Origin of the sequence: Flavobacterium sp. 2755 (assembly GCF_031455715.1) — a bacterium.
Classification (GTDB): Bacteria; Bacteroidota; Bacteroidia; order Flavobacteriales; family Flavobacteriaceae; genus Flavobacterium.
The window spans coordinates 109,567-132,661 of record NZ_JAVDTG010000013.1 but is presented as its reverse complement, the minus strand read 5'-3'; the positions used below and the strand labels follow the sequence as shown (position 1 = coordinate 132,661).

Annotated in this window: 20 protein-coding genes; 10 read left to right on the top strand and 10 right to left on the bottom strand. The window is 39.9% G+C overall.

Annotated elements, in window-relative coordinates; all coding sequences use genetic code 11:
- Positions 1-56: 56 nt before the first annotated feature.
- Together J2Y38_RS22990 and J2Y38_RS22985 are read right to left on the bottom strand one after the other, a co-directional pair.
- Positions 57-563: a Crp/Fnr family transcriptional regulator gene (locus tag J2Y38_RS22990; protein ID WP_309847302.1), complete on the bottom strand. Its 507-nt coding sequence runs from the start codon at positions 561-563 to the stop codon at positions 57-59.
- A gap of 750 nt (positions 564-1,313) precedes the next feature.
- Complete coding sequence (locus J2Y38_RS22985) at positions 1,314-1,730, bottom strand: SDR family oxidoreductase (RefSeq protein WP_309847351.1); 417 nt, start codon at positions 1,728-1,730, stop codon at positions 1,314-1,316.
- A 710-nt stretch (positions 1,731-2,440) separates the two neighbouring features.
- Here J2Y38_RS22985 and J2Y38_RS22980 point away from each other — a divergent pair.
- The gene (locus J2Y38_RS22980) at positions 2,441-3,853 is read left to right on the top strand and encodes an MFS transporter (protein ID WP_309847300.1); all 1,413 of its coding nucleotides are present in this window, start codon (positions 2,441-2,443) and stop codon (positions 3,851-3,853) included.
- A gap of 290 nt (positions 3,854-4,143) precedes the next feature.
- Here J2Y38_RS22980 and J2Y38_RS22975 read toward each other — a convergent pair whose 3' ends face one another.
- Entirely contained in the window at positions 4,144-4,569 is a 426-nt protein-coding gene (locus tag J2Y38_RS22975; RefSeq protein WP_309847297.1) for a response regulator, read from the bottom strand.
- Positions 4,570-5,153: 584 nt separating this feature from the next.
- Here J2Y38_RS22975 and J2Y38_RS22970 point away from each other — a divergent pair.
- Genes J2Y38_RS22970 through J2Y38_RS22955 form a run of 4 tightly spaced genes read left to right on the top strand, consistent with a single transcriptional unit; the run spans position 5,154 to position 9,300 of the window.
- Complete coding sequence (locus J2Y38_RS22970; RefSeq protein WP_309847295.1) at positions 5,154-6,044, top strand: PQQ-dependent sugar dehydrogenase; 891 nt, start codon at positions 5,154-5,156, stop codon at positions 6,042-6,044.
- A gap of 2 nt (positions 6,045-6,046) precedes the next feature.
- Entirely contained in the window at positions 6,047-7,006 is a 960-nt protein-coding gene (locus J2Y38_RS22965) for a gluconolaconase (RefSeq protein WP_309847291.1), read from the top strand.
- Between the two features lie 23 nt (positions 7,007-7,029).
- Complete coding sequence (locus J2Y38_RS22960; protein WP_309847290.1) at positions 7,030-8,139, top strand: catalase family protein; 1,110 nt, start codon at positions 7,030-7,032, stop codon at positions 8,137-8,139.
- A gap of 24 nt (positions 8,140-8,163) precedes the next feature.
- Positions 8,164-9,300: a Gfo/Idh/MocA family oxidoreductase gene (locus tag J2Y38_RS22955; protein WP_309847287.1), complete on the top strand. Its 1,137-nt coding sequence runs from the start codon at positions 8,164-8,166 to the stop codon at positions 9,298-9,300.
- A 173-nt stretch (positions 9,301-9,473) separates the two neighbouring features.
- On the opposite strand, the gene J2Y38_RS22950 is transcribed toward J2Y38_RS22955, so the two are convergent.
- From J2Y38_RS22950 to J2Y38_RS22935, 4 genes are all read right to left on the bottom strand, one after another.
- Positions 9,474-11,648, bottom strand: a complete 2,175-nt coding sequence (locus J2Y38_RS22950; protein WP_309847284.1) for a hypothetical protein — start codon at positions 11,646-11,648, stop codon at positions 9,474-9,476.
- A 352-nt stretch (positions 11,649-12,000) separates the two neighbouring features.
- Positions 12,001-12,735, bottom strand: a complete 735-nt coding sequence (locus J2Y38_RS22945; RefSeq protein WP_309847281.1) for a DUF72 domain-containing protein — start codon at positions 12,733-12,735, stop codon at positions 12,001-12,003.
- Positions 12,736-12,765: 30 nt separating this feature from the next.
- Positions 12,766-13,488 (bottom strand): DUF2071 domain-containing protein, encoded by a 723-nt coding sequence (locus J2Y38_RS22940; protein WP_309847280.1) that lies wholly within the window; start codon positions 13,486-13,488, stop codon positions 12,766-12,768.
- Entirely contained in the window at positions 13,472-13,846 is a 375-nt protein-coding gene (locus J2Y38_RS22935; RefSeq protein WP_309847277.1) for an STAS/SEC14 domain-containing protein, read from the bottom strand. Before J2Y38_RS22935 ends, J2Y38_RS22940 begins: the two co-directional genes overlap by 17 nt.
- Positions 13,847-14,397: 551 nt before the next feature.
- Between J2Y38_RS22935 and J2Y38_RS22930 the strand changes: the two genes are divergently transcribed.
- From J2Y38_RS22930 to J2Y38_RS22920, 3 genes are all read left to right on the top strand, one after another.
- Complete coding sequence (locus J2Y38_RS22930; protein WP_309847275.1) at positions 14,398-15,054, top strand: DUF6766 family protein; 657 nt, start codon at positions 14,398-14,400, stop codon at positions 15,052-15,054.
- Positions 15,055-15,076: 22 nt separating this feature from the next.
- Complete coding sequence (locus J2Y38_RS22925) at positions 15,077-15,553, top strand: CinA family protein (RefSeq protein ID WP_309847273.1); 477 nt, start codon at positions 15,077-15,079, stop codon at positions 15,551-15,553.
- A gap of 140 nt (positions 15,554-15,693) precedes the next feature.
- Positions 15,694-16,452: an SDR family oxidoreductase gene (locus J2Y38_RS22920; protein WP_309847271.1), complete on the top strand. Its 759-nt coding sequence runs from the start codon at positions 15,694-15,696 to the stop codon at positions 16,450-16,452.
- Between the two features lie 376 nt (positions 16,453-16,828).
- Here the strand turns inward: J2Y38_RS22920 and J2Y38_RS22915 are convergent, their stop codons facing one another.
- Both J2Y38_RS22915 and J2Y38_RS22910 read right to left on the bottom strand, forming a co-directional pair.
- Positions 16,829-17,689: a mechanosensitive ion channel domain-containing protein gene (locus tag J2Y38_RS22915; RefSeq protein ID WP_309847270.1), complete on the bottom strand. Its 861-nt coding sequence runs from the start codon at positions 17,687-17,689 to the stop codon at positions 16,829-16,831.
- A gap of 1,161 nt (positions 17,690-18,850) precedes the next feature.
- Positions 18,851-19,552: a CPBP family intramembrane glutamic endopeptidase gene (locus J2Y38_RS22910; RefSeq protein ID WP_309847268.1), complete on the bottom strand. Its 702-nt coding sequence runs from the start codon at positions 19,550-19,552 to the stop codon at positions 18,851-18,853.
- Positions 19,553-19,645: 93 nt separating this feature from the next.
- On the opposite strand from J2Y38_RS22910, the gene J2Y38_RS22905 reads away from it, so the two are divergent.
- A complete protein-coding gene (locus tag J2Y38_RS22905) occupies positions 19,646-20,089 on the top strand; it encodes a helix-turn-helix transcriptional regulator (RefSeq protein WP_309847265.1) in 444 nt (147 codons plus the stop codon).
- Between the two features lie 171 nt (positions 20,090-20,260).
- Here the strand turns inward: J2Y38_RS22905 and J2Y38_RS22900 are convergent, their stop codons facing one another.
- Positions 20,261-20,815, bottom strand: coding sequence for a heme NO-binding domain-containing protein (locus J2Y38_RS22900; RefSeq protein WP_309847261.1), 555 nt, complete (start codon positions 20,813-20,815; stop codon positions 20,261-20,263).
- Between the two features lie 661 nt (positions 20,816-21,476).
- Here J2Y38_RS22900 and J2Y38_RS22895 point away from each other — a divergent pair.
- Entirely contained in the window at positions 21,477-23,087 is a 1,611-nt protein-coding gene (locus J2Y38_RS22895) for a sensor histidine kinase (RefSeq protein WP_309847258.1), read from the top strand.
- Positions 23,088-23,095: the final 8 nt, after the last annotated feature.

Genomic DNA, 23,095 nt, shown 5'->3' with positions numbered 1-23,095 from the left:
GAATATTTTTATGATACAAAGGTATTTAGGTCAATCCGTTTAAAAATTGACCTATGTTAGCTGGAAATATTTTTTCTGATTCTACTTAAACTCTCTGGTTTGATACCGAGGTAAGAAGCGATAATTTGCAGTTTGATCTGTTTTTCCAGTGTTGGAAATTCTTCCAGAAAGATTTTATAACGCGCTTCAGCATCCAGCAGAAGCAATTCTCTTTCTCTTTTTTCTTTAATACAATATCCCTTTTGTAGTAAAGTGATTAAAAGTTTATCCCAAAATGAATTTTGCATTTGCAGCTCCAACCACAAATTGTAATCAATTTCAAGAACAACGGCATCCTCAAGGGCCTGAATGTAAAACAGCGATTTCTGCTGATGCAGCATTGCGGAATAGGCGGCCAGTACATTTCCCTTCAGTATCAATCCTTTGGTAAACTCATCGCCTTTATCGCTGATGTAATAATAGCGAAACAGTCCGTTAATGACAATTCCGAATTTTTTAGGCACCTGCCCCTCGGAGATAAAAAACTCGTCTTTTTTTATTTGTCTGATTTTGGAAATACTCAATAAATCTTCCTGTTCCTTTTCGGGAATATTTATTTGGGATAAAAGACTTTTTATTTCCGAGGGTTCAACCACAATTTCTCATTTATATACTGTCACAAAATTACTCAAATATTTGCGGGACCATACAATTACTATTTACTTTCTGATTTTCTACTATGAAAAAATTAATTATCGGCCGATCTTGGAAAAGAGGTTCTGTCGCATCTACGACTAAATTTTATCTTTGGTTTTCATAACTAATAAAAAATGAATACTAAATGTCATTTTCCAAAATACGTAACCCTTCAGGCAGTGTATATTAAATTAAGATTTACACTTAGTTATCACGGCGTTGAAAAAATAATGAAAATTAGCGATGCGCTTGTGTTATGCTGCGATCCGGCGCTGGATTATAAGTTCACGGGCTTGTTGAAGTCCCGTTGCAATTGCAATCCCTGCTTCGGTGCCATCTATCAGCAGCGCATTGGTTATTTCAACCGCTTTTTCCCGTAATGCTTTGGGCTGATTTTTATAAGATGGGGGGTAATCTCCATTGTATCACGGCATGATCAATGATTTAAGTTGTTTTTACATAGTTTTAGAAAATCCTAAAATATTAAGGATTACCTTCCCCACCGCTGGAACCGTAGATCTGGACCGTTGCGTAACTTGCGTCTTCGGCTGCCAGCTGGACATAAATCGAAGCTAATTCGACTGGCTGTCCAGGTCTGCCCAGAGGTGTTTGCCCTCCAAATTGTTTTAATTTTTCCATCAAAGCGCCCCGCTTACCTGCAATGGTGTCCAGACGGGTCCCTGTGTAACGCCGTTTACTCTAATGCCTTTAGGAGCCAGCTGTTTAGCCAGTGATTTGATATAATTGGTAGTTGCCGCCTTGGTTTGTGCATAATCGTATAAATCCTCAGTAGGGGCATACGCCTGAACCGAACTTGTTCCTATAATGGAAGCGCCTGGTTTGAGATGCGGAAGCGCTGCTTTAATAATCCAGAAAGGAGCATAAATATTGGTTTTCATTGTAGCATCAAAATCTTCTGTAGAGATATCCAGAATGGAATCATGCGCCTGCTGTCTTGCCGCATTATTAATTACAATGTCTAAACCGCCCAGTGCTTTTACAGCCTGTTCTTCCAGTGAACGGCAGAAATTTTCATCTCTTAAATCTCCCGGAATCGCAACTGCTTTTCTTCCTTCAGCTTTTCAAAGCGCAATTACTTCTTTAGCATCTTCTTCTTCTTCGGTGGGGTAATAGTTGATCGCTACATCTGCGCCCTCTCTGGCGTAAACAATAGCAGCAGTCTTCCCATACCCGAATCTCCGCCGGTGATCAGTGCTTTTCTGCCGTTGAGCCTTCCACCTTTATAACTTTTTTTTTTCGCCATGATCGGGTCTTGGATCCATTTTGCTTACCAGTCCCGGCCATGGCTGTTTTGCTTTTTAAAGGGCGGGCGCGGGTATTTCGTTTGTGGATCTTCAGGAATTTTTGAAGTCCCTTTTTCTTCTGATGAAAAATCTGCTCCCAGTACAGGAGTAAAAGCTGTCGTCAGACAAATAGCGCCCATGGCGCTAATTGCCGATCGCCTTGTAATTTTGTTCTTATTGTCTTAATTATTTTCATTAAAAGTTTTTAATAAAATAAAAATAATGAAACCGAATATCAGTATTTTATATTATAAATCATTTTTATATAATATACCCATATGACACTATAAAACATCAAATGTAATAGGAGTTTAACATATTTACTTTACTGCATATTTGAAGCGTAAATATTCTGATGTTAATTATATAATTGAAAAATCAGAAAACTGTAATTTTAACGGATTTGATTTGTGGAATTTTATAAGTGACAATGTGCTGTTTGTTTCCTTTAATTACTGCCTATGATTACAAAAGAAGAAAAGAAAATTGCCAAAGAAAAGAAAAAAAGAACTGCTGTGCATTTACTTCCGTGGGTGACTGCTGTGGCCATGTTTATACAATCGCTGGATGGGACCATTCTCAACACTTCGTTGCCTTCTATTGCCAGAGATATGGAATATTCTCCTACCCAGATGCATTCGGTAATAGTAACTTATGCACTCACTCTTGCTTTATTTATTCCTCTTTCCGGCTGGCTTGCCGATAAATTCGGTACAAGGACCATGTTCATGACTGCTGTTGCCTTATTTATCGCAGGCTCGCTATGCTGTGCGCTTTCTGGAAGTCTGCTGACCTTTAATTTATCGCGGGTGCTGCAGGCTATTGGTGCGTCGATGATGGTTCCTATTGCCCGATTGGCCATATTGTATCAATATCCCAAAAGCAGGCTTTTAAAAACCATGAACTTTATTACCATTTTTGGCCTTTTGGGTATGGTGGCAGGGCCTAGTCTTGGCGGATTTCTTTCTGATAATCTCTCCTGGCACTGGATTTTTTTAGTGAATGTTCCAATCGGGCTTATAGGGATCTCGATGGCAAAAAGGATCATGCCCAATTTCAAGAAAGCCGTCGGGAAATTTGATTTTCGCGGACTGATCTATTTCAGTTTTGCGTTAATCGTCATAACAATGATTTTAGAACTCTTAAGCAGCGGTCTGACGAACTGGTTCATTATTTTGGGAGGATTGTTTCTTTTTAATGCCCTTGCTGTGCTGTATTATTATCATTATAAAAGAACAGAAAACCCCATTATTGATTTAAGACTCCTAAATATTAAAACACTGCGAGTGGGACTTACCGGAAGTCTTATTACCCGGTTAGGAATTGGCGGACTGCCGTTACTGCTGCCTCTTATGCTGCAGACCGGTTTTGGATATTCGGCTTCAGTTTCGGGATTATTACTGCTTCCGTCGGCTCTTGCCAATGTGGCTGTTAAGCCTTTTATGGTCCGTATTATTAAATCTCTAGGGTATCGAAATGTATTAATCAGCAACACTGTGCTTTTAGGAGTTGTTTTAATTATCTTAGGTTTTGTCGAAAGAGACACGCCACTAGCCTATTATATTGTCTTAATGGTTTTTTACGGTTTTTTTACTTCCATACAAATGTCGGCAATGAATACTATTACACTTGTAGACTTAGATGAGAATACCAAAAGCGGAGGTAATACCATGCTGGTGATCATGCAGCAGCTTTCCATTAGTTTTGGAGTTTCTGCAGCCAGTCTTGTGCTTTCTTTCTTTGGGTCGGAACATATGGGATTTAGTATTACAGAATCTTTTCATTATACATTTATTGTATTGGCAGTTGTAACGATTCTTTCCAGTACTGCTTTCCGCAGACTTAGTGATTCTGACGGGCGGGGTTATATGTAAGATAATTATCTCGAGGCTGCCTGCCGGTTAAGAGAACCCCGCAGGTCTGCTTTCAAGGTAGTATGAACATCATGGCAAAGATGCCGGCGTTGATTTTAGGCGCATAAATATTGCAGTCTTGAGACTAGGGTGTGGAAGATCACTCTTAAAAGAGGCAATTTGTCGTACGTTGGAACACCAGTTAAAACTGTACACCCTAAATATAAATTTGTCTAGGTTATCGCTTATTAAGTAGGTGTCGTTAATAGTATTGAATGTACTTTTTCCGCTGCATTATGAATTTGGCCAAGCTACAAAGAATTAGTGGGAGTAAGGCTTGTGCGCCAGTACTCTACTATATTTTTTATTACCGTTTTAAATGTCATGAAGTCATCTTCTTTTTTGAAGTAGCCCTGGGCACGACAGCCGTATGCTTTAAGGACATTTTCATGGGTCTTCGATGTTGATAGGAAAATATACGGGACGCACTTTGTCCTGATCGTATCATCGGCAAGAATCTGATCGCGCAATTCAAACCCATTAATTTTTGGCATATTAATATCGGAAAGTATGATAAATGGAGTTACAAGGGGATTTGCAAGATAAGATAAAGCATCCATAGGATCTTCAATAAATGTTATTTTATTGGCATAGTTCAGGCTTTCAAAAATATCCTGAAGCAGCATTCTGTCGTCCTCGTCGTCTTCTATAATTATTATTTCTCCGTTTCTTCTCATATCTTAAAGATAATACAAATAGTGATAAGACACAAGGTTTAAGAAATAATTAAGGCAGCGTATATGTTACACTTCAAAAAATTATAATTACACTTCATGAATATTCGGGAATGTCTTAGCGGTATGTCGTAATATTTAAGTAAATAATCCAAAATGTAAAAACAATCCGATGTTAATCCTATAATTTTCACAGCATATCTTATAAAATATTAAAAGATGATGTTAATATATTTGAGGTCGCTTAAAAATGGCAATGTGTTCATTTAAAAGTAATTGAGTTAACTATTTACACGATAAATTCATTATTTATGAAAACTAAATACACACTTTTACCGCTTCTGTGTTTTGTTGGCGTGCTGTCGTATGGACAAAAAGGAATTCCGCCGAAGGAAGACACCAAAAAAGTAACCATAACTAATTATCCCACACATTTGGAATATAACTCATCGCTGGCGTCCGGTCTTAAAACAGCTAAGGACTGGCAGATAACTCCTGTTGCAGCAGGACTCGGAAAGCCCCGTATGCTCTACATCGGCAAAAAAGGCCAGCTGTATGTGACCAGACGGGATGCAGGTGATGTGCTGATGCTCACCGATACCAATAAAGATGGAAAGTTTGACGACATGACCCGTGTGGCAGATTTTCCCGGAGTACACGGCATCACTTCGAAAGATAATTACATGTACTTATGCAACAATAACAAAGTGCTTCGATATGCCATGAATGAAGACGGCACTTTAGGCAAAGCAGCCGATACGCTGATCAAGGATCTGCCAAGCGGGGGACAGCACGCCAACAGAACTATGGATTTTGGTCCTGACGGGAAATTATACATTTCAGTGGGCAGCGTTTGTAATGACTGCAAGGAAAGTGACAAGGAAACCGCCACAATGCTGCAGGTAGATCCTATTACATGGAAAAGAATTCTATATGCCTCAGGTCTTCGCAATACTATTGGTTTTGACTGGCAGCCGCAGACTAAGGAAATGTGGGGTGTAGATAATGGAGGTGATGCAAAAGGAGATGAATGGCCGCCCGAAGAATTAAACCATATTGTTATGGGGGGCAATTATGGTTTTCCGTTTGCTTACGCCAAGCGTGAAGTTGACCAGAGCAGGGAAGATCCGGTAGGTAATACGAAGGAAGGCTGGGCTTCAAAAACACAGCCTTCAGTATTGGAATTCCCGGCCCACAGTGCCCCTATAGCGTTTGCCTTTTTTGATAGCGGAAAAAATAAGGGCGATGCGCTTGTCTGCTGGCATGGCTCATGGAACAGGCAGAACCCAAGCGGTTATAAAGTAGAGCGTATCAAATTCGACAGCAAAGGAAATCCTACCGGTTCTGAAGATTTTCTAACGGGGTTCCTGATTGGAAATCAACGTTTTGGAAGACCCGCAGGACTGGCGATTGGTACCGATGTAGTATATGTATCTGACGATGCAAATGGAATTATTTATGCCCTTAAACAAAAATAAAGATGAAAAAGTATATTATATTCCTGTTGTTATCCCAGCTGACCTGGGGACAGGAACCAACCAAACGTATTGAATTTGAAGCGCCGGAATCCTATCCTGAAGGAGTCGCTTTTGATAAGGCCGCCAATGTATTTTATGTTTCCTCGGCAAGATTGGGAACCGTGGGAAAAGTTACCAAAGAAGGAAAATATTCTGAATTATATGCAGATAAAACATTAAAATCTACCTATGGTCTTAAAGTGCATCCAGATGGAATAAGGCTTTTTGTGTGCGCCGGTGATGCCAATTACAGCAAATTCAGTACCCCTGATACCAAAAAGAAAATGGCAAGACTCATTATCATTGACCTGAAAAACGGTAAAAAAATTAATGATATTGATTTATCGCAATTAGTTCCCGGTGAGCATTTTCCTAATGACCTTACTTTTGATAAAGAGGGCAATGCTTATATTACCGATAGTTTTGCAGATGCAGTTTATAAGGTGGATGTAAAAGGAAATGCTGCCGTTTTCAGCAAAAGCGAACTGCTGCAGACAGCAGGAGTGGGACCCAATGGTATTGTGTTCCAGCCCGAGGGGTTTCTCCTTGTCGTCAATAATGGAACAGGAGCACTGATAAAATTACCTATTGCCAGTCCTAATAACGGAACAAAGGTCAAGATCGACCAGTTTTTTCCAGGAGCAGACGGAATGCTTCTAAATGACAACAACACGCTGACGCTAGTGCAAAATGGAGGAGTAAATAAAGTTTTTAAAATCAAAACCTCTGATTACTGGACTTCGGCCCAAGTGACGGAATCCACTTCTGTAGAAGATCGTTTTGCATTTCCCTCAACTGCTGCCATGGCTGGTTCAGATACATGGATCATGAATGCCAATTTCAGTGAACTTGTCGAAGGAAATAACGTACCATCGAAAAAATTCTCACTACAGCTGGCCGTGTTTAATCCGGTAAAAAAATAAATCAGTCCACTAAAATTATATTTATGACACAATCCACCTCTTATATACGATACAGTGATGCGATCGAAGTACAACAGCCCGATGAGCAGGAAATCAGCCAGAAAATTGTAGATTCTATGGCAAGGGTAAACCGATTAATGTACGAGAAACACCGTCATGCCATCAGGGATGCACATGCAAAAAGCCATGCCATCTTAAAAGGACAATTGCAGGTTTACGAGAATCTGCCTGAGCATCTGGCGCAGGGATTATTTGCGGAGCCTAAAACCTATCCGGTTATTGTCCGTTTTTCTACGGCACAAGGCGCAATAATGCCCGATAAGATGTCTGCATTTCGGGGTATGGCTATAAAGATTATAGGAGTGGAAGGCGAGAAACTATTGCCGGAACTCTCCGATGCCGTGACGCAAGATTTTTTGCTGGTCAATTATCCTGTTATTCCAACCGGAACCATAAATGAATATCTAAAGCTTCAGGAGAATCTGGAAAAGCAGGCAGACAGCGGGGAGTTATTCCAGCAAATTGCACAAAAAGCCGCGGTAGGAGTCCAGAATGTACTGGCGGCAGTAGGTCTTGCAGATGATACCAACGAGTTAAGTGCTCCTGGTCCGCATCTTCTGGGTGATATTTATTTCAGTATGGCGGCGCTGAGGTATGGGGATTATATTGCCAAAATAAATGTAAAACCGTTATCAGAAAATGTCAGGAAATTATCCGGAAAGAAAATTGATAAGGAAATAATTGAAGCTGATGAAAATGCCTTTTTAACTAAAATCACAGCTGACTTTTTCCAGTCAAATATTGCAGAATATGAAATGAGCGCGCAGCTTTGTACAGATCTCAGCATTATGCCTGTTGAAGACGGATCGGTACAATGGCCAGAAGATAAAAGCCTGTATCAGCCTGTCGCAAAACTTACTTTTCTGCCTCAGGAAACTTTTAGCCCGAAGCGCAGGGTCTATGCAGACGATGTACTGAGTTTTAACCCATTTCACTGTCTGGTGGAACATCGCCCTTTGGGAAATATAATGCGAATAAGAAAACTGGCCTATGAAACTTCGACCCGGTATCGGCATCATATGAATGCTCAGCCTATAACGGAACCAAAAATTATAGAAGAGCTGCCGGATTAATTAGTATGAAATAAAATGTAGATTATGAAAAAATATAAAGTTGGAATTATTGGATACGGAGGATTTGGAAAATTTCTGCACCACTGGTGGTCAAAACTTGAAAATGTGCAGGTCACAGCAGTTGCAGACCACGGTTCCCATATAAAGGAAACGGAGAACTGCAGGGTGTATTATGATTGGAAGGAGCTTCTGAATGACCCGGAGATTGACATTGTAAGTATTGTAACACCTCCCCATCTTCATAGTGAAATGGCTTGTGCGGCAATGGAAGCTGGAAAGCATGTACTGCTTGAAAAGCCGCTGTCAGTAACAGAACAGCAGGCGGAAGACATTTTCAGAGTCCAGAGAAAGACAGGGAGAGTAATTACAGTTAATCATATGATCCGTTACAATCCCATAATAAATGCAGTTGTGGATTTGACACAAAACGGGTCGCTGGGCAGGCTCCGTCATGCGGTGGTCAACAACTATGCACAAGATGAATCCTTGCCTGAAACGCACTGGTTCTGGGATGAAAGTATGTCTGGGGGAATTATGGTAGAGCATGGTGTACATTTTTTTGATATCATTAATGCAATTGGTGGACAAAAATATACTGAAGTATATGGTGTTTCCCATAAAAGAAATGATTTACAGCGTGACCGTGTTGCGGCAATGGTTCTATACAGCGAGGGACTGATAGCAAGTTATTACCATGCGTTCTCCGGGCCTGGCTTTTTTGAGCAGACGACAATCAAACTGGTTTTTGATCTTGCAAGGGTCACAATAGAGGGATGGATGCCGATGAAAGGACACATTAAAGCACTTGTAAATACGCAGAGCAGGAAAAAGCTTGCCAGTTTACCCAAATGGTTTGAAACGAAGGCTGAGGATTTTGAAAAAATCAATGATGTATCAAGACCCGAAGGCTGGGGCGCATCAGAATCTGCTGGCATGACCGGCAGAGAATCCACTTCCGTATCGGGCATTTTGTACGAGGTTGACCAAATTGTATCGGGAACATTTGAAATCCCACTTACTAAAGGGGAGGTGTATGGCAGCTGTGTACAACAGATTCTCGCTGATATGATTTTAAAAATTGAAGATCAGGATCATATACTTAAGATAACGTTGGAAGATGCGTTTGAAGCACTTAAAACTGCCATGCTTGCATCTAAATGACAGTGTGAAGAACTTAAAAAAGCTTTAAATAAAATTTACTCCCGGTTTCATTTTTAATGCATAGAAAGTACGATTCCAGTAATTGTGGGCTCCACGATACATATTTTCTGTTCAGCGGCGGATCCCGCAGAAAACAGATTTAAAAATGACCCCGCAATGATTGCAGTTTACCTTTACCATTGCACTTTAATTATGGCCCTGCCTGAAATTTTGTATTCCTGTATGCCGGCATTTTCATGAAAGGCGTCCAGGGGCTCCTTATCCTGAAAAAGTTTCATTTTAATTTTCTTATCCCTTAACTTAATGATCTTTAAATTGCAGTGCATCTGTGGATCACCTTCAAGATGTATAGTTATAGATTTTCCTCTTTTGTTTTGTTCAGTAATGGGATAATCTATAAAAAGCAGAAAATCATCTTCAATTTTGATATACTGCCTTGGCACTACCCCAAAGGGCATGCCGGCGCCATATACTTCCTGGCCCACCTGGCCGCTTTTTTTCCAGCCATTGTACAGATCCTCCAGCGGAACCCATAAATCCCGTTGTATTTCTCCTGTTTTTACTTCTTCGGAGAGCATTTCCTGAGGGAGCATTTCGGGATAATAATACGCCATTCTGCTTACCGCATATTTGATAAACTCCGGAAGCAGTGTTTTTAATGCCGGTAAAATTTCCACATCTTTGGCCTGGATCATGTATTCCGATAAGGCGGCATAAACTTCCAGTTCTTCATATGCAGCAGTATAAGGGGCGTCATTAAGGGGAAAGATCGAAAAGAAATTGGTATAATTCTTACCAAAACCGTATTTGCAGTCATACAGCTGGATATTTTTAAATAATCCCGTAAGGCAGGTATAACTTAGCTCCAGGTATAATTTTTTGTTTGTAATTTTATATAATTCGAGCAGTGCAACAGCAGCAAAAGCCGTGTTATTTGCCTGATATAAAATGTTTAAGCCCAGATCTTCCAGTTTTTTCGCTGCTTTTTCTGCTTCCTTAAAATAGCGTTTATCATTGGTCAACTTGAAAATAAGCAGCATTAAATGCGCGTAAGATCCCGGAACATCCCTTTCTCCTCCGGCACCCGGCGCGGTTTCTTCCTTGATTGTCTCAAGGGTCTGCATATTATAAAATACAGGCCATTCATATTTGAAATGATGGGCGGTTTTTATGACATATTCGACAGAATCCAGTACCAGTTTCTCAGCCGTTTTATCCCCGGCCAGTGCCAGCCTTGCCAGATTCATTAAAGGATGATGCAGGTACCATGAATCCATTACCATCTCTTTCTTCTGCTCTTCAGACTGGTCAAGCTTCTCTGTCATGGAAGGAAGCCAGCGGTTGATGCAGTTTATTTTTGTATCATAAAAAGCGGGCAGACCTTTAATTAAATCATCGCAAATCGGCTGTTTCACCGAGCTCCATTTTTCATATTCCTTAAACGGGGTCAGTACGGCAAGCTGCACCATGCTTTCAGGCGGTGTTTCGTAGTCGCACAAGTAGGCATTTAAATAAGACAGTCCATCTTTTTGTGTCCAGGAGCCTTTGTTGCGGGTTAAGTCTGCTGTAACCCTTTGGGCGATTTCCGGCCAGTTGTGGTACTCTATCCGCGGCTGCTCAAGGACTTTATAGACGGCAACCAGATTATTTAAAAAGCGTTCACAAATCATTGGGGTCTTGTCAAAAATTTCAGCATCAGGTATTACATAAACATCTGAAATGGTGAAGGTTTTGCCTGCAGGGAGGGGCAATTCATCCGTGGACGGAAGCTGGAATCCGATTTCAGGCCAGGTACCGCCGACGGTATTCATTGACTCGGTTTTGGTAACTTCGCAATATTCAGAGAGCGAAGTCAGATTTTGAAAATAAAAAAAGGACCCTGTCTGGGGTCTGGTGACACTTGCAAAGAGTAATCCGGACCGGGACCCGAACTGTTCCATATGGATTTTCCCAGCGGTGTTCCCAACGCTTCCATTCTGGGTGAGGGGCAGTATATCCCGAGGTGAAAATGGAATCATCAGCGGCATATTGGCAGTAAATTTCGTGGTATAATGCAATAGTGAACCGGGAAAGCTTACGCGGACTTCATAATTTCCCAGCCTTGAATTCAGGACTATAACAATGGTATCCCCATCATCGAGAAGATTTCCCACTTCAAAGCAGCTGTTCATTGCATATGCGGCGCGAAAAGCTATCTTTCCGCTCTCCGGCATCAGTGCAACGATCCACAGGGAATCTCCCGTGTTGTAAAATTGATAGGTGTAATTGAGTATTTTTCTCTCTAAAAGTATTTCGCTCTTTTCTATATCTGCCTGAGCCGTAGCGCTCCACGGAGTAACTGCATGCATAATGACCAGTTTTAGGTTAATGAAAAAAATGATATCAGCAGATAACGGCGTACAAAATCAGCCAGCGGAATAACTGTGAGCTGCAAGCGCCCGAAGTGTATTGCCCATTTATCTGACTGCTCCAAATTTCAGAAAAAAGGAGGCTCTTTTTTTATATAATTTTGCTCTTTATTTATAAAATTTTCCAATACCCGGGCGAAGAAGGGTTAAGTTCATGGTGATCCGAAACAAGATTAAAGATACCGATCCCGAAACGCTTTTCCTTGATTATCAAGTTGCCCGGCAAGGACGGTTTGAATGTCTGGACGAAAGCATTCTGCATAATTATTTACTTAAAATGAAAATCTTGATTTCATTCTGAATTCACAAGTTGCTCCAGTTTCAGGGCATTAAAAGCCGCATAACCCTGTTCATCATTATCAAAATAAACATACACATCTTTGGTTTGTAGCCATATCTTGCATTGATCGGCCCATTTTTTTAAGGCTTGGCCGCTATAATTGCCCCTGTATTTATCAGAAGTGGGCCCATGTAATCTCAAATAAACAAAATCAGCAGTAATTTCTAAAGGGGAAAGATGTCCTGCCAATTCATAAATGCAAAAACCAACGTTGTGTTTTTTTAAAAGATTAAAAACTTCTGCAGTATACCATTCTGCATTTCGAAACTCAATTACAAACCGGTTTGTTTTGGGAAGTTCCTTCAGGAAGGTTTCCAGAAGTTTTGTATCGGCTTTAAGATAGGGTGGAAGCTGCACTAATATAACCCCAAGTTTACTGCCAAGCAGTTCCATTTTGTGAATAAAGGAATGTAAAATCTGAGTTGTATTATGCAATTTTTTTAGATGGGTAATAAAACGACTGGCTTTGACGGTGTATACAAAATGTGGCGGAGAATTTTTCTTCCAGTTCATAAGGGTCTGGTCAGAAGGAACTCCGTAGAAAGTACTATTGATTTCCACAGTACTGAATTTGCCGGCATAATAGGCAAACTCTTCCTTTACCTTAAGATCTGCAGGATAAAAGGTATTGCGCCAGTGCTTATACAGCCAGCCTGATGTACCGATATAAATAGAATGCTTTTCCATAATAATTCAGAAGTAAAAGCAGTTGAATCTTTAACTGACTATTTTTCTGCCCCATAAAACGACATCAAGTTTTTCTGCATATTGTATTTTATCGGGCTTTACGGTAATTTTATATTTTCCAAAATTGTATCGAATATCTGTTATGGAGATGTCTATTTTGCGAAGTTTCCATTCTTTGTGGTGAATATCAAAACGGAATATTTTTTTGTTTTTAACTTCATAGAGCGCATGCCGTTCTGTAAGCCAGAAATCCAAAGCTGTTTTTTGTATCACATTGCCTTTCTGCCAAATTAAAATGTCTAAAAAATTATTCCGTTTTTTATTTTCAGCGGCAATATGATAGGGCAGTTGTTTCATTTTGGATTTCTCATAAGGAAGTCCGATAAAAAGCCTTGAAAACAACACCTCGATCAGTTTATTGGTTTCAATTGAAAATAAATAAATACCAGGAATCCCGTTTCTGGTAACATAGGTTCTGAGGTTTATTTCCTGAAAATTAGAAATGTAAGGCAAAAGGGGAAAGTTTCTTAGTCTCATATCTTTTACCTCAAAAGCAGCAATAGAAACCCAGCCTGCATTATTGAATGTATCTAACTGTAGCCCCGAAGGAATATTTTCTTTTAAAAAAGGAACAGGCACCTGCCAGTGCAGGAGTAAAGTATGATGCCATTGCTGAAAATATTTCCATTTTTCCTTAGGAAGTTCATACTGCCTGTTGCCGGTATGAGCCAATAATTCATCTATTTTGTTCATATCCGTGGACCCAGTTTAAGGCTTCATCAAAAGCTTCTTTTCTATAACCTCTAAATTCTCCGGGAGCAAATAAGCTGAAACCGTTTGTAAAAGAAATAGCGCGCTCATTATCAGTAACAATTGCGGCGCGGTTCCATTTTCCAAGATTCTTAAGACCCAGCAAGGCATCTTCCATCCAGGCCTGTGCGGTGAAGTTTTTAATTTCGGTATCGATCAAAAACAAAAAATTGATTTCATCTCTTCTCTTAACCAGTTTTGTTACCTCGGGAACCAGAACTGTTTTATAATCATCTGCCGTAACTTCTCCGGATGCCCTGAACGCGGCAACATTCTCAGGAGCTCGTATAATCTCTATCATAAATAAGGTTTTAAATGTGTGTTATAAATGCAAAAGTTCTTTTAGGATGCAAATTTGTTCTGGTACTATAAATTTCAAATTAAAGCCTGTATTTTTTTTACAGAATTAAAATCCAGATTTATATTTTTTACATTATGAGACGATGATTTGTAAACTGCGCCGAAAAATAATAAGGTTAGGCCTATCTGTGACTTTGATGAGAAAATCATGTGTACATTTTTTTCCAATCGGATTTTTTTAATTGCTGGTGAAGCAGGGAATTTGGATGATTTCAGGATTTTTATTTCTCGAATCTTTATAAGCATTACATTATTTTATGACCAATCTATAATTTTTCGATTCATATATACACGTGATGCTGTGAGAAATTTTATAAATATATGTCAGTTTATAAATAACATTCTTAGTTCGCAGCTGATCTGCAAGCTCCGGGATTTATAATCTTTTTTTTCGCGGAACTGTTACTAGATAATAAAATTTTATAAAACGATAAAATAATAATGTAAGAAAAAGTTACTCGAAAAATTTCAAATTTGTAATAAAAATAAGTTATGAAAACATTTTTTCGCAACAACGGACTCTCCATCGTTTTCTTACTGCTGTTTATTTTGACCCTGGCAGGGCAGGTCGTTTTTGGATTTGAAGAACATAATAAAGAACTTCTCCAGCAGGGCGCCTCTTCTGTTGATTTTAGTATTTACTTAACCTCTGGGCATTTTCTGCAGTCCACCTTTGAGAACTGGGAGAGTGAATTTCTGCAGATGGCGCTCTTTGTGATGCTGACCATTTTCCTGCAGCAGAAAGGCTCATCGGAATCCAAGGATTTTGACAAGCCCCAGGAAGTCGACCGCGAACCTTCGCCAGCTGCAAAAGATGCACCATGGCCGGTCAAGAAAGGCGGACTGATTCTGGCATTTTATAAGCATTCATTAACAATTGTTTTGTTTCTGCTGTTCATGCTCTTTTTTGCAGTCCATTTTTACGGCAGTTTAAAAGATGAAAACCAGGAGCTTTCTCTAAAAGGTCTTCCTCTTGAAACAGCTGGCAGCTATATTGGGGATTCGAGATTTTGGTTTGAATCATTTCAAAACTGGCAGAGTGAATTTCTCTCGGTATTTGCCATCGTGATCCTGTCCATTTATTTGCGTCAGATTGGCTCCTCACAGTCCAAACCCGTCGATGCTCCCAATATGGAAACAGGGGAATAATTATTGACTAAAAAAACAGTTTATGCCATCAGAAATTATTATCAATTGCAGCAAAGTTATTGCCGACCATGGCTGGAACATTGCCTTTGCGGAAAGCGCATCAGCGGGAAGGCTCAGCGCCGAATTCTCGCTCACTGAACATTCTGGGAAAATTCTTCGGGGAGGTATTACATGTTACGAAGTTTTTGTCAAGGAACAGATTCTTCACGTGCGCCGCAGCCTGATAGAGACCTACACCCCGGAATCACCTGAGGTAACCAGGGAACTGGCGGAGCGCACTGCCTATATTTTCAACTCCGACATTACAGTTGCCCTGACGGGTCTTACCACCCCCGGGGGAAGTGAGAGCAGTGAAAAACCTGTCGGTACCATCTTTTTATATATTATGACGCCCTTGGGGGATGTTAGCCGCAGGGAAGTATTTTCCGGAAGCCAGGAAGAAATAGTGCTGCAGGCAGCTGACATGGCAGCGGCGCTGATTCACGATAAAATAAGGTAGTGGTAAATACTAAATTACGGGCTTCACTGGTGTAAAGTTTTTCACCTGCCCTAAGCTTTCCAACCCTTCCGTGCTTTATTATGATACCGGCAGACAGCAGTATCAAAATTGCCCGGCATGATTTTAATATAATAAATACTATGATAAATCTAAAAGAATATTTGGGATCCGGTATAAGATATAAAAATATAGTGATCACAGGAGGTACCACCGGTATAGGCAAGGCCGCTGCTGAACTTTTAATTTCGCTGGGGGCACGTGTACTGATTTTCGGCAGGGATGCCGCTGACTTTAAGCAGGCTTTCGATGAAATAACAGGCAGGTTTCCCCAAGCTGAGCTTTTCGGAGCGCCTGCGGATGTGACAAATGAAGACGATATTAACATGATAATGGATATTGTGGACCTGCAGATGGGAAGCATTGATATTCTTATCAATAATGCGGCAGTGCCCGGTGAGGGTATTACCAACACCGGCAGGGATGAATGGAAATATATTATCCAGACCAATTTCATTGGTTATGTGGATTTTGCCCAGCAGGCCGTTTCAAGAATGAAGTTTCAGAAATCCGGACATATTGTGAACATCGGCTCAATGAGCGCCGAGACAAGAGAGCAAACTGGTACCATATACGTGGCCACTAAGGCCGCAATCCGCGGCTTTACGGCCGCACTTCGAAAAGAGGTCAATCCGCTTGGCATCAAGGTGACACTCATCGAACCGGGAAGCGTAATGACCGACCTGCAGCCTGGAACAAAAGAAGAGCACCGGGAGAAAATCGCAGAACTGGAAATGCTGCATCCACAAGACATTGCAATGAGTATTTTGTTTGCTGTATCCCAGGCTCCAAGATGTGATATTATCAGTATGCAGGTAAGGCCTCACCTGCAGCTTATTTAAACAAGAGCGGCCGCTCTCTGACAGCATAAGAGATCTGGGGACAATAAAATATCTAATTCCTCCGGTACCCGTGATATCTTGCACTGGACTCTGCGCCTGTCATCCCAATGATTAAGGCAGGCAGACCTCGTGCAGAATCTGGCAGAAGGTTTTAAAAGATAAGGTGTGTAAGGTTTTGCCTATTTTTTAAATAACGGTGCCGCTGCTGTGCTGGTTGTACAAAATAATTTCCCGGCGGCTGCACGGCAAGTATCCAGCCCAGGGTTATCCAATGCAGATCCCTGCTCAACAAGCCCTGTTATTAACCGTCCAGGACTTTATGAAGGGAGATAGAATGGGGATCACCGTGGTTTGCAGGCACTAATCGCCAGATGCGTTATGCACGGGCAGTTTTTTTATTCTCATCTGCTCTCTGCAGCGGACTGATACTCTCTAGGGTAACATAGGTTTTGGAAGCCGGTATTTCAATCTGGTTATCCTTGAAGGCTTTTTTAATGGTCTGGTAAAAATCCGAAACTGCCCATCCATAATCGGCATTGGATGTCCAGGCAAAGACAGAAAGAAGTACGGCTTCTGCGGTCAGATCCTTGACCATTACCACTGGCTCTGGATGGTGCAGGATTCTTTTGTCCGCTTTAAGGGTATCAGAGATAATGGTCTTGACAAATGAGATATCACTACTGTGGTGAACGCTCAGCGTAATTTCGGTGCGGCGCAGCGTTTCCTTTGAAAAATTCCTTATAATGCCGTTGGAGAGTGCGCCGTTAGGCATATACACCGACTGGTTGTTGGGCGTAATGATTTTAGTGCTGAAAATAAAAATAGCAGCAACAGTGCCCGCTTCGCCCTGCGCTTCAATGTAATCCCCCACACGTAAAGGCTTGAAGAGAATGATCAGCAGGCCGCCTGCAAAATTAGCCAGCGATCCCTGGAGCGAGAGGCCTATGGCCAGTCCCGCCGCACCGATAATCGCTACAAAGGCAGAGGTTTCGACGCCAAGTTTGGTAATGATACTTATAAACAGCAGTGCCCGGAAAGTCCATATAAGTACATCCATAATAAATTTAAGCAGGGTAGTATCAAATTTATTTGAAGCAATGAGCCGCAGCATAAGTTTTTTAAAAAGCTTTATGATAATAAGCCCAATGATAAGGGTCAGCACAGCCGACAGCAGGTGAGGCCAGAATATTGCCGCGGCACGTACTGTTTTCTGCCAGTAATCGTTGATAAATTCCATAAAATAAGCATAATAAATTAAAGGTATAATTTACGATGATTAAGCAGTAAAAATTTATAAAATTATACGGTACTCTTATATTATTTGAGCCGTACCGCATCCCGGCACAAAGGACTTCCACTGCACACTAGCAAAGCAATCGGGGCTAAAGTGTTAAGGCTTGTATATCTATGAAAGAAAGCGGCATATTAATTATGGGCTGCCTTTGATAAATGCAGAATTTATCAGTTTTCTGGACTGATTTAAATAATTTCATGTATAGATTTTCCGGGCTGCTTTTTTATCGTACAGAGATGCATTAGCTGGTGAGCGGCTATATTCGTGGTAGAAAGTAATTTATAGATTGGATCACTACCGTATTTAGTACTCCATTTTAAATAATAGAGGCTGGCAAATTTTCTTTGAGAATTAGCCAGCATTACCAGCTCTTAAAAAATGTCCCGTCCTATTTTATTTTCAGAAATAAGAGGCGGATAATTATTTGGCCTGCAGGGGATTTTTGACAATCCCTTATAGCTGCAGACCTGTCCATAAACATACTCTTCCATTATATGTTTATTTGTATAAGGTAAATTACTGGTGAACCAGTAACATGGCTGTAATGTAAGAAAGGCTGCACTTATGTGTTTATAGTATTTTTATTTTAAATTATATAATAACCACTGCACAATGTACTTACCTGTCAGACCGTTGATCGGTCCCAGTTTGGGCCTGAGTTCGTTCAATGCAATAAATGCTATGAGATGGGTAATAATCTAAAATACATTGGAATATTTTGTTTACTTATTTTGAAAATTATTAAACAAAATGTAGTTTTAGTATTTTGTACTTTAATGGGCAGTTGCATTGTATTTATGCCGATCGTATTTTTAGGTTTAATTTTATTTTTTAGGAACTTTTCCCGCTATACGTTCCAATCTTTTGTACCGTATCCCGGAACAAAGGATTTCCACTGCACACGAGCGAAGCGAACTGTCTGAGCAATCGGGGCTAGGGCGTTGATTTGTAGCTGTTGCTTTTATCCAATAGGCCTGGCAGGAAAATCGTTTAAGAAGGATGGATTGTTCCTAAGCAGATAAGTTACATGCAGGTATCCTGATAATTCAGCTGCACTTAACAATTATTGTCTGACTCTGGGTGATTCCTGTTCTTTGACTTTGTTCATGCGTGCTGCAGACCGCTTTTGGGGCTGAATTTAAGGCGTATGTACAAATACATCAGCACGGCAGGCAGTAACCCCGTTACAAGTGACACAAATAAATTGGCACCGTCGCCCGTCCGCATTGTATAGGTTTTAACAAACAGCACCTCCGAATTGGAACCCTGGGCATTGAAAAGAGAATTTATAATATTCCAGCCGCAGTGCATCCCTAAGGGCAGCAACAGGGTCCGGGACTTCAGAAAGGCCAGTGACCAGCAGTATCCTGCCAGTGAGGTAATGGTAAAAACATAAACCAGCGGTGCTATGGGCTCATTAATCATTCCAAATGAAAACCAGTGATAGACTCCAAAACATGCAGAAGAAATCAGTACGCTGTACTGCTCACTGGCAAAGCGCAGCAGCAGATAAAAAAAAATGCCGCGGAAAAATAATTCTTCGGTAAATACAGCTATAAAAAACAGCCAGGCCTTCCCTGCAATTGCATAAAATCTGACTGGATTTTTAAGCTCCCATGTAATAGAGCAGGCAGAGGTCTCAATCAAAATGTTAATAATGACAACCAGACCGGCGGCTAAAAAGCCGGCACAAAAGTATCTTAGTCTTTTTGGTGTGGGTATCAGGCCCAGGCGGTCATATATTCTTTTTTCAACGATCAAAAGAACTATTGAATAGAACAGAAGCAGTAAAATGATTCCCAGCATATTGTAATTTTTGTGATTATTGCCGTAAATTTAGAGCATTGCTTTTCTATAAAATACGCCGGATGTTAAATGGCGTTTAAATGTCACATTGCTATGAAGTACGATAAAATTAAAGTGGGCTCGTCCCTAAAGGCGAAAAGGACAGCTGAAGGATTAACCCAGGGGCAGCTCTCGGAGCTTACCGGTATCAGCCTGCGGTCTATTCAGAGGATCGAAAGCGGAGAAGTGCAAGCGAGGGGTTATACGCTGCAGGTGCTGCAGGAAAAATTAAAGTATCGGCTTGATGAAAGCCATCTGCATACGGAAGACAATCCGTGTGATGTTATGGCCGGAAAGGGGCCTGGAATAAAATTATGGCAAAACAGGATTTTTATTTCTTATGCCTTAGGCGCGGTGCTCTTTATCTGCTCATCGGTGTTTTTAAGCAGATCTGCCGGCTTTCCTGAAACGAGCTTTGAAGCTTACAATTTTATTATCGGCACTATTTTTCTCTACAGTCTGGTGCTGCTGCGAATCTGGAGGAAGATACCGCAGTAGATGAGAATTTCCAGGCCTGCAGAGTTTCTTAATGTATATGCAGCCAGGACATGACCGGGGCGGAGTATTAAATTCATAAAATATCAAATAATCCAATAAAGGCGGAAAAGGCAAAGTGTGAAGCCGCCGACAGATTACAGCTTAGAGATACGGGTTCAGTTTTGTTATCTGCTACAGAAAATCAAGGCGGATCTGCACCCTTTGATCATCCGCATCTGTCATTGGGGTAATTTTAATTTTGTCAGCTTCACCGTAATACTCTGAAATACCCCTGATAATACCAATAGCAAGGGAAGCCATTCTGCGCTGGGAAAAATAATCGATGATCAGCAGCTTGTCATTTATCTGGGAGACATTTAAAACCGGCGGGTTTGCTGTACTGTTTAATTTACGCACGGCGCCATGCATAACGGGTTCGGTGTGCAGTATAACATCGAGGGTCCTCCATTCGGGCCTGATATAATCCTTATAAAGTGCGAAGAGATCATTGACTAGATACCTGCCAAACTGCTCCATAAGCAGATGCCTGGACACCCCTGTCATCTCTGATGCATTTTCCAGCAGCAGATTCATTGTCTCTATTGGATAATTCTCCGTAATAGAGAAAGATATAGGGCCAGTGCCCGCCTGCGCATTTAAAATATCCCATGAGGCGGCAGATAATTCTTTTGTGATAAATTTTTTCAGAAGGAAGAAAATACTTCCGTGGACCCTAATATCCTGCATTGTTTAAGAAATTTTATTGGCATTATACATTCTGTATCCGGGCTTGTAAGTTAATCCTGTTACATTCCCTTAATCGGTCTGGCACTAAATTAAAATCATTCTGCGAATTTTCCAAATCATCCCAGATAGAAAGCTATTTTTTCACAATTTTATTTTGATCATTGGGGAATTTTTGAGTTGCTGCCCAAAAAATAATGCTTTTTCTTTTTTGATATGCATAAACAGTGTAGTCTGCAGGTTTGTTTAGCAAGGTATTAAGCTTGATCGGGTGTTAAGGTATATAAACTAGTAATATTGACCACCTAATTTCGGTGCAAAGTGAGCACCTCCATTTATTTCAAAAAACTACTTTTTTCATTTGTTAATTTATATTCAAATATAGATAAATAATTATCCCTTATTTATGTTTTTTTCTTTCTCCTGGATTCGCCATGCAGTTCAACCCTATGCGATTAATGTATTAACCGGTCTAAAATTGCATCTGCTATGGTTTTCTCGCCAATGATATCATCTACACCCTTTGATAAAACTACGTCATAAAGCACATGATATTAAAGAATCGACTGTCAACGATATTTCGTTGGTAGTCAATTTTTCAATATTTTAAATTTAAATACATAATTATCAATACCTTCGTAGAGCCTGTTTAATCCTTACGAAAATGTTCTCTAATCAATACAGAATAGTTCTGTGTCTCCTTGTATGGTTTACATTTGGAGAAGTAAACGCATTGACTTTTTTTACAAACAAAAAGCAAATTGAAACGGCGGATGATAGTCTGTTGGATTTGGAAAATGATTTTAATAATGAACCTCCTTATACTGAACAACAGGTAAGAAAAGCGGAGAGCTTGTTAAGCGGATTAAAAGAGGATATCGATAAAATTAAAATTTTATTAAAAGTAAGTGACTGGTATGAAGCTTCTTATAATAACCCTAAAACCTTGCTAAAGGCATTTCAATATGGTGAGGAAGCCCTTCGAATAAGCCAGAACCTTCATTCTAATATTTATGCTGGTAAATGTTATCTACAGCTTTCCATGGTGCAAGAGTTGCGAAATAACAATTCAATGATAGAAGTCAACGCGAGAAAAGCAATAGAAGTATTAACTAAAACAGATCAAACAGATGATTTGGGAGAAGCGTGGGTCATGGTCTGGTCAGCTAAAATGCGTACTAACGCACCTATAAAAGAGAGATTAGATCCAATTTTTAAGGCTGCATCCCTATTTGAAAAGTCCGGAAATAATAAAAGAAGCGGTGATTGCTACAGAGAAATCAGCGAATTATATTTTTCAATCTCAGATTTTCACAACGCTCTAATTTCGCTAAAAAAAGCTATATTTTTCTATAAAGCTGCCAATCTTAAAGAAAGCGATATTTATCCCATTTCCTCCAGACTCAATATTATCTATGAAACAGAAAAGAAAAGCATGGATATTATCAAACTTAAAAATAAAACCTTGTTGCAACAAAGTAAACTTAAAAACGAGGTATTTTTACGTAACTCCATGATAACTTTTGTTTTGCTTTTACTTATAATACTTGGATTGCTTTATAAAAGTTTTAGATTTAAGAAGAAAACAAATAAGGTACTCGAAACGCAGCAAAATGAAATCAATAAAAAAAACAGTACGCTGCAAAAACTGGTCGTTGAAAAAGAATGGCTTTTGCGTGAAATTCATCATAGAGTAAAGAATAATCTGCATATGGTGGTGGGACTTCTGGCAAGTCAGGCTGAATTTTTAAAAAATGATGAAGCAGTTCAAGCCATTAATAATAGTCAGAACAGGATTCAGGCGATGTCTTTAATACATCAGAAATTATATCAATCTGAGAATTTATCGATAATTGATATGCCGTCTTATATATTTGAATTAACAGAATATTTAAAAGATTCATTTGAGATCAGAAAATCAATTCGGTTTGTACTTGATATAGACAGCTTTAATCTCCCTTTGTCTCATTCAATACCAATTGGATTAATTTTTAATGAAGCAGTTACAAATGCTATTAAATATGCTTTTCCAGACCATAAGAACGGAATAATTAACGTTTCCGTTAAAACAGACGACAATAAAAATTATGTTTTGATAATTCAGGATAACGGGATTGGTCTTCCTGCTGATTTTGATCCATATAACAATCCTTCATTGGGAATAAAGTTAATGCATGGACTTTCTGCAGATATCGATGGAAAGTTTCTAATTACGAATACGAACGGTACAAAAATAACGCTGAAATTTATTTTTAACGAAAATAATTTTCATTAATAATTTCT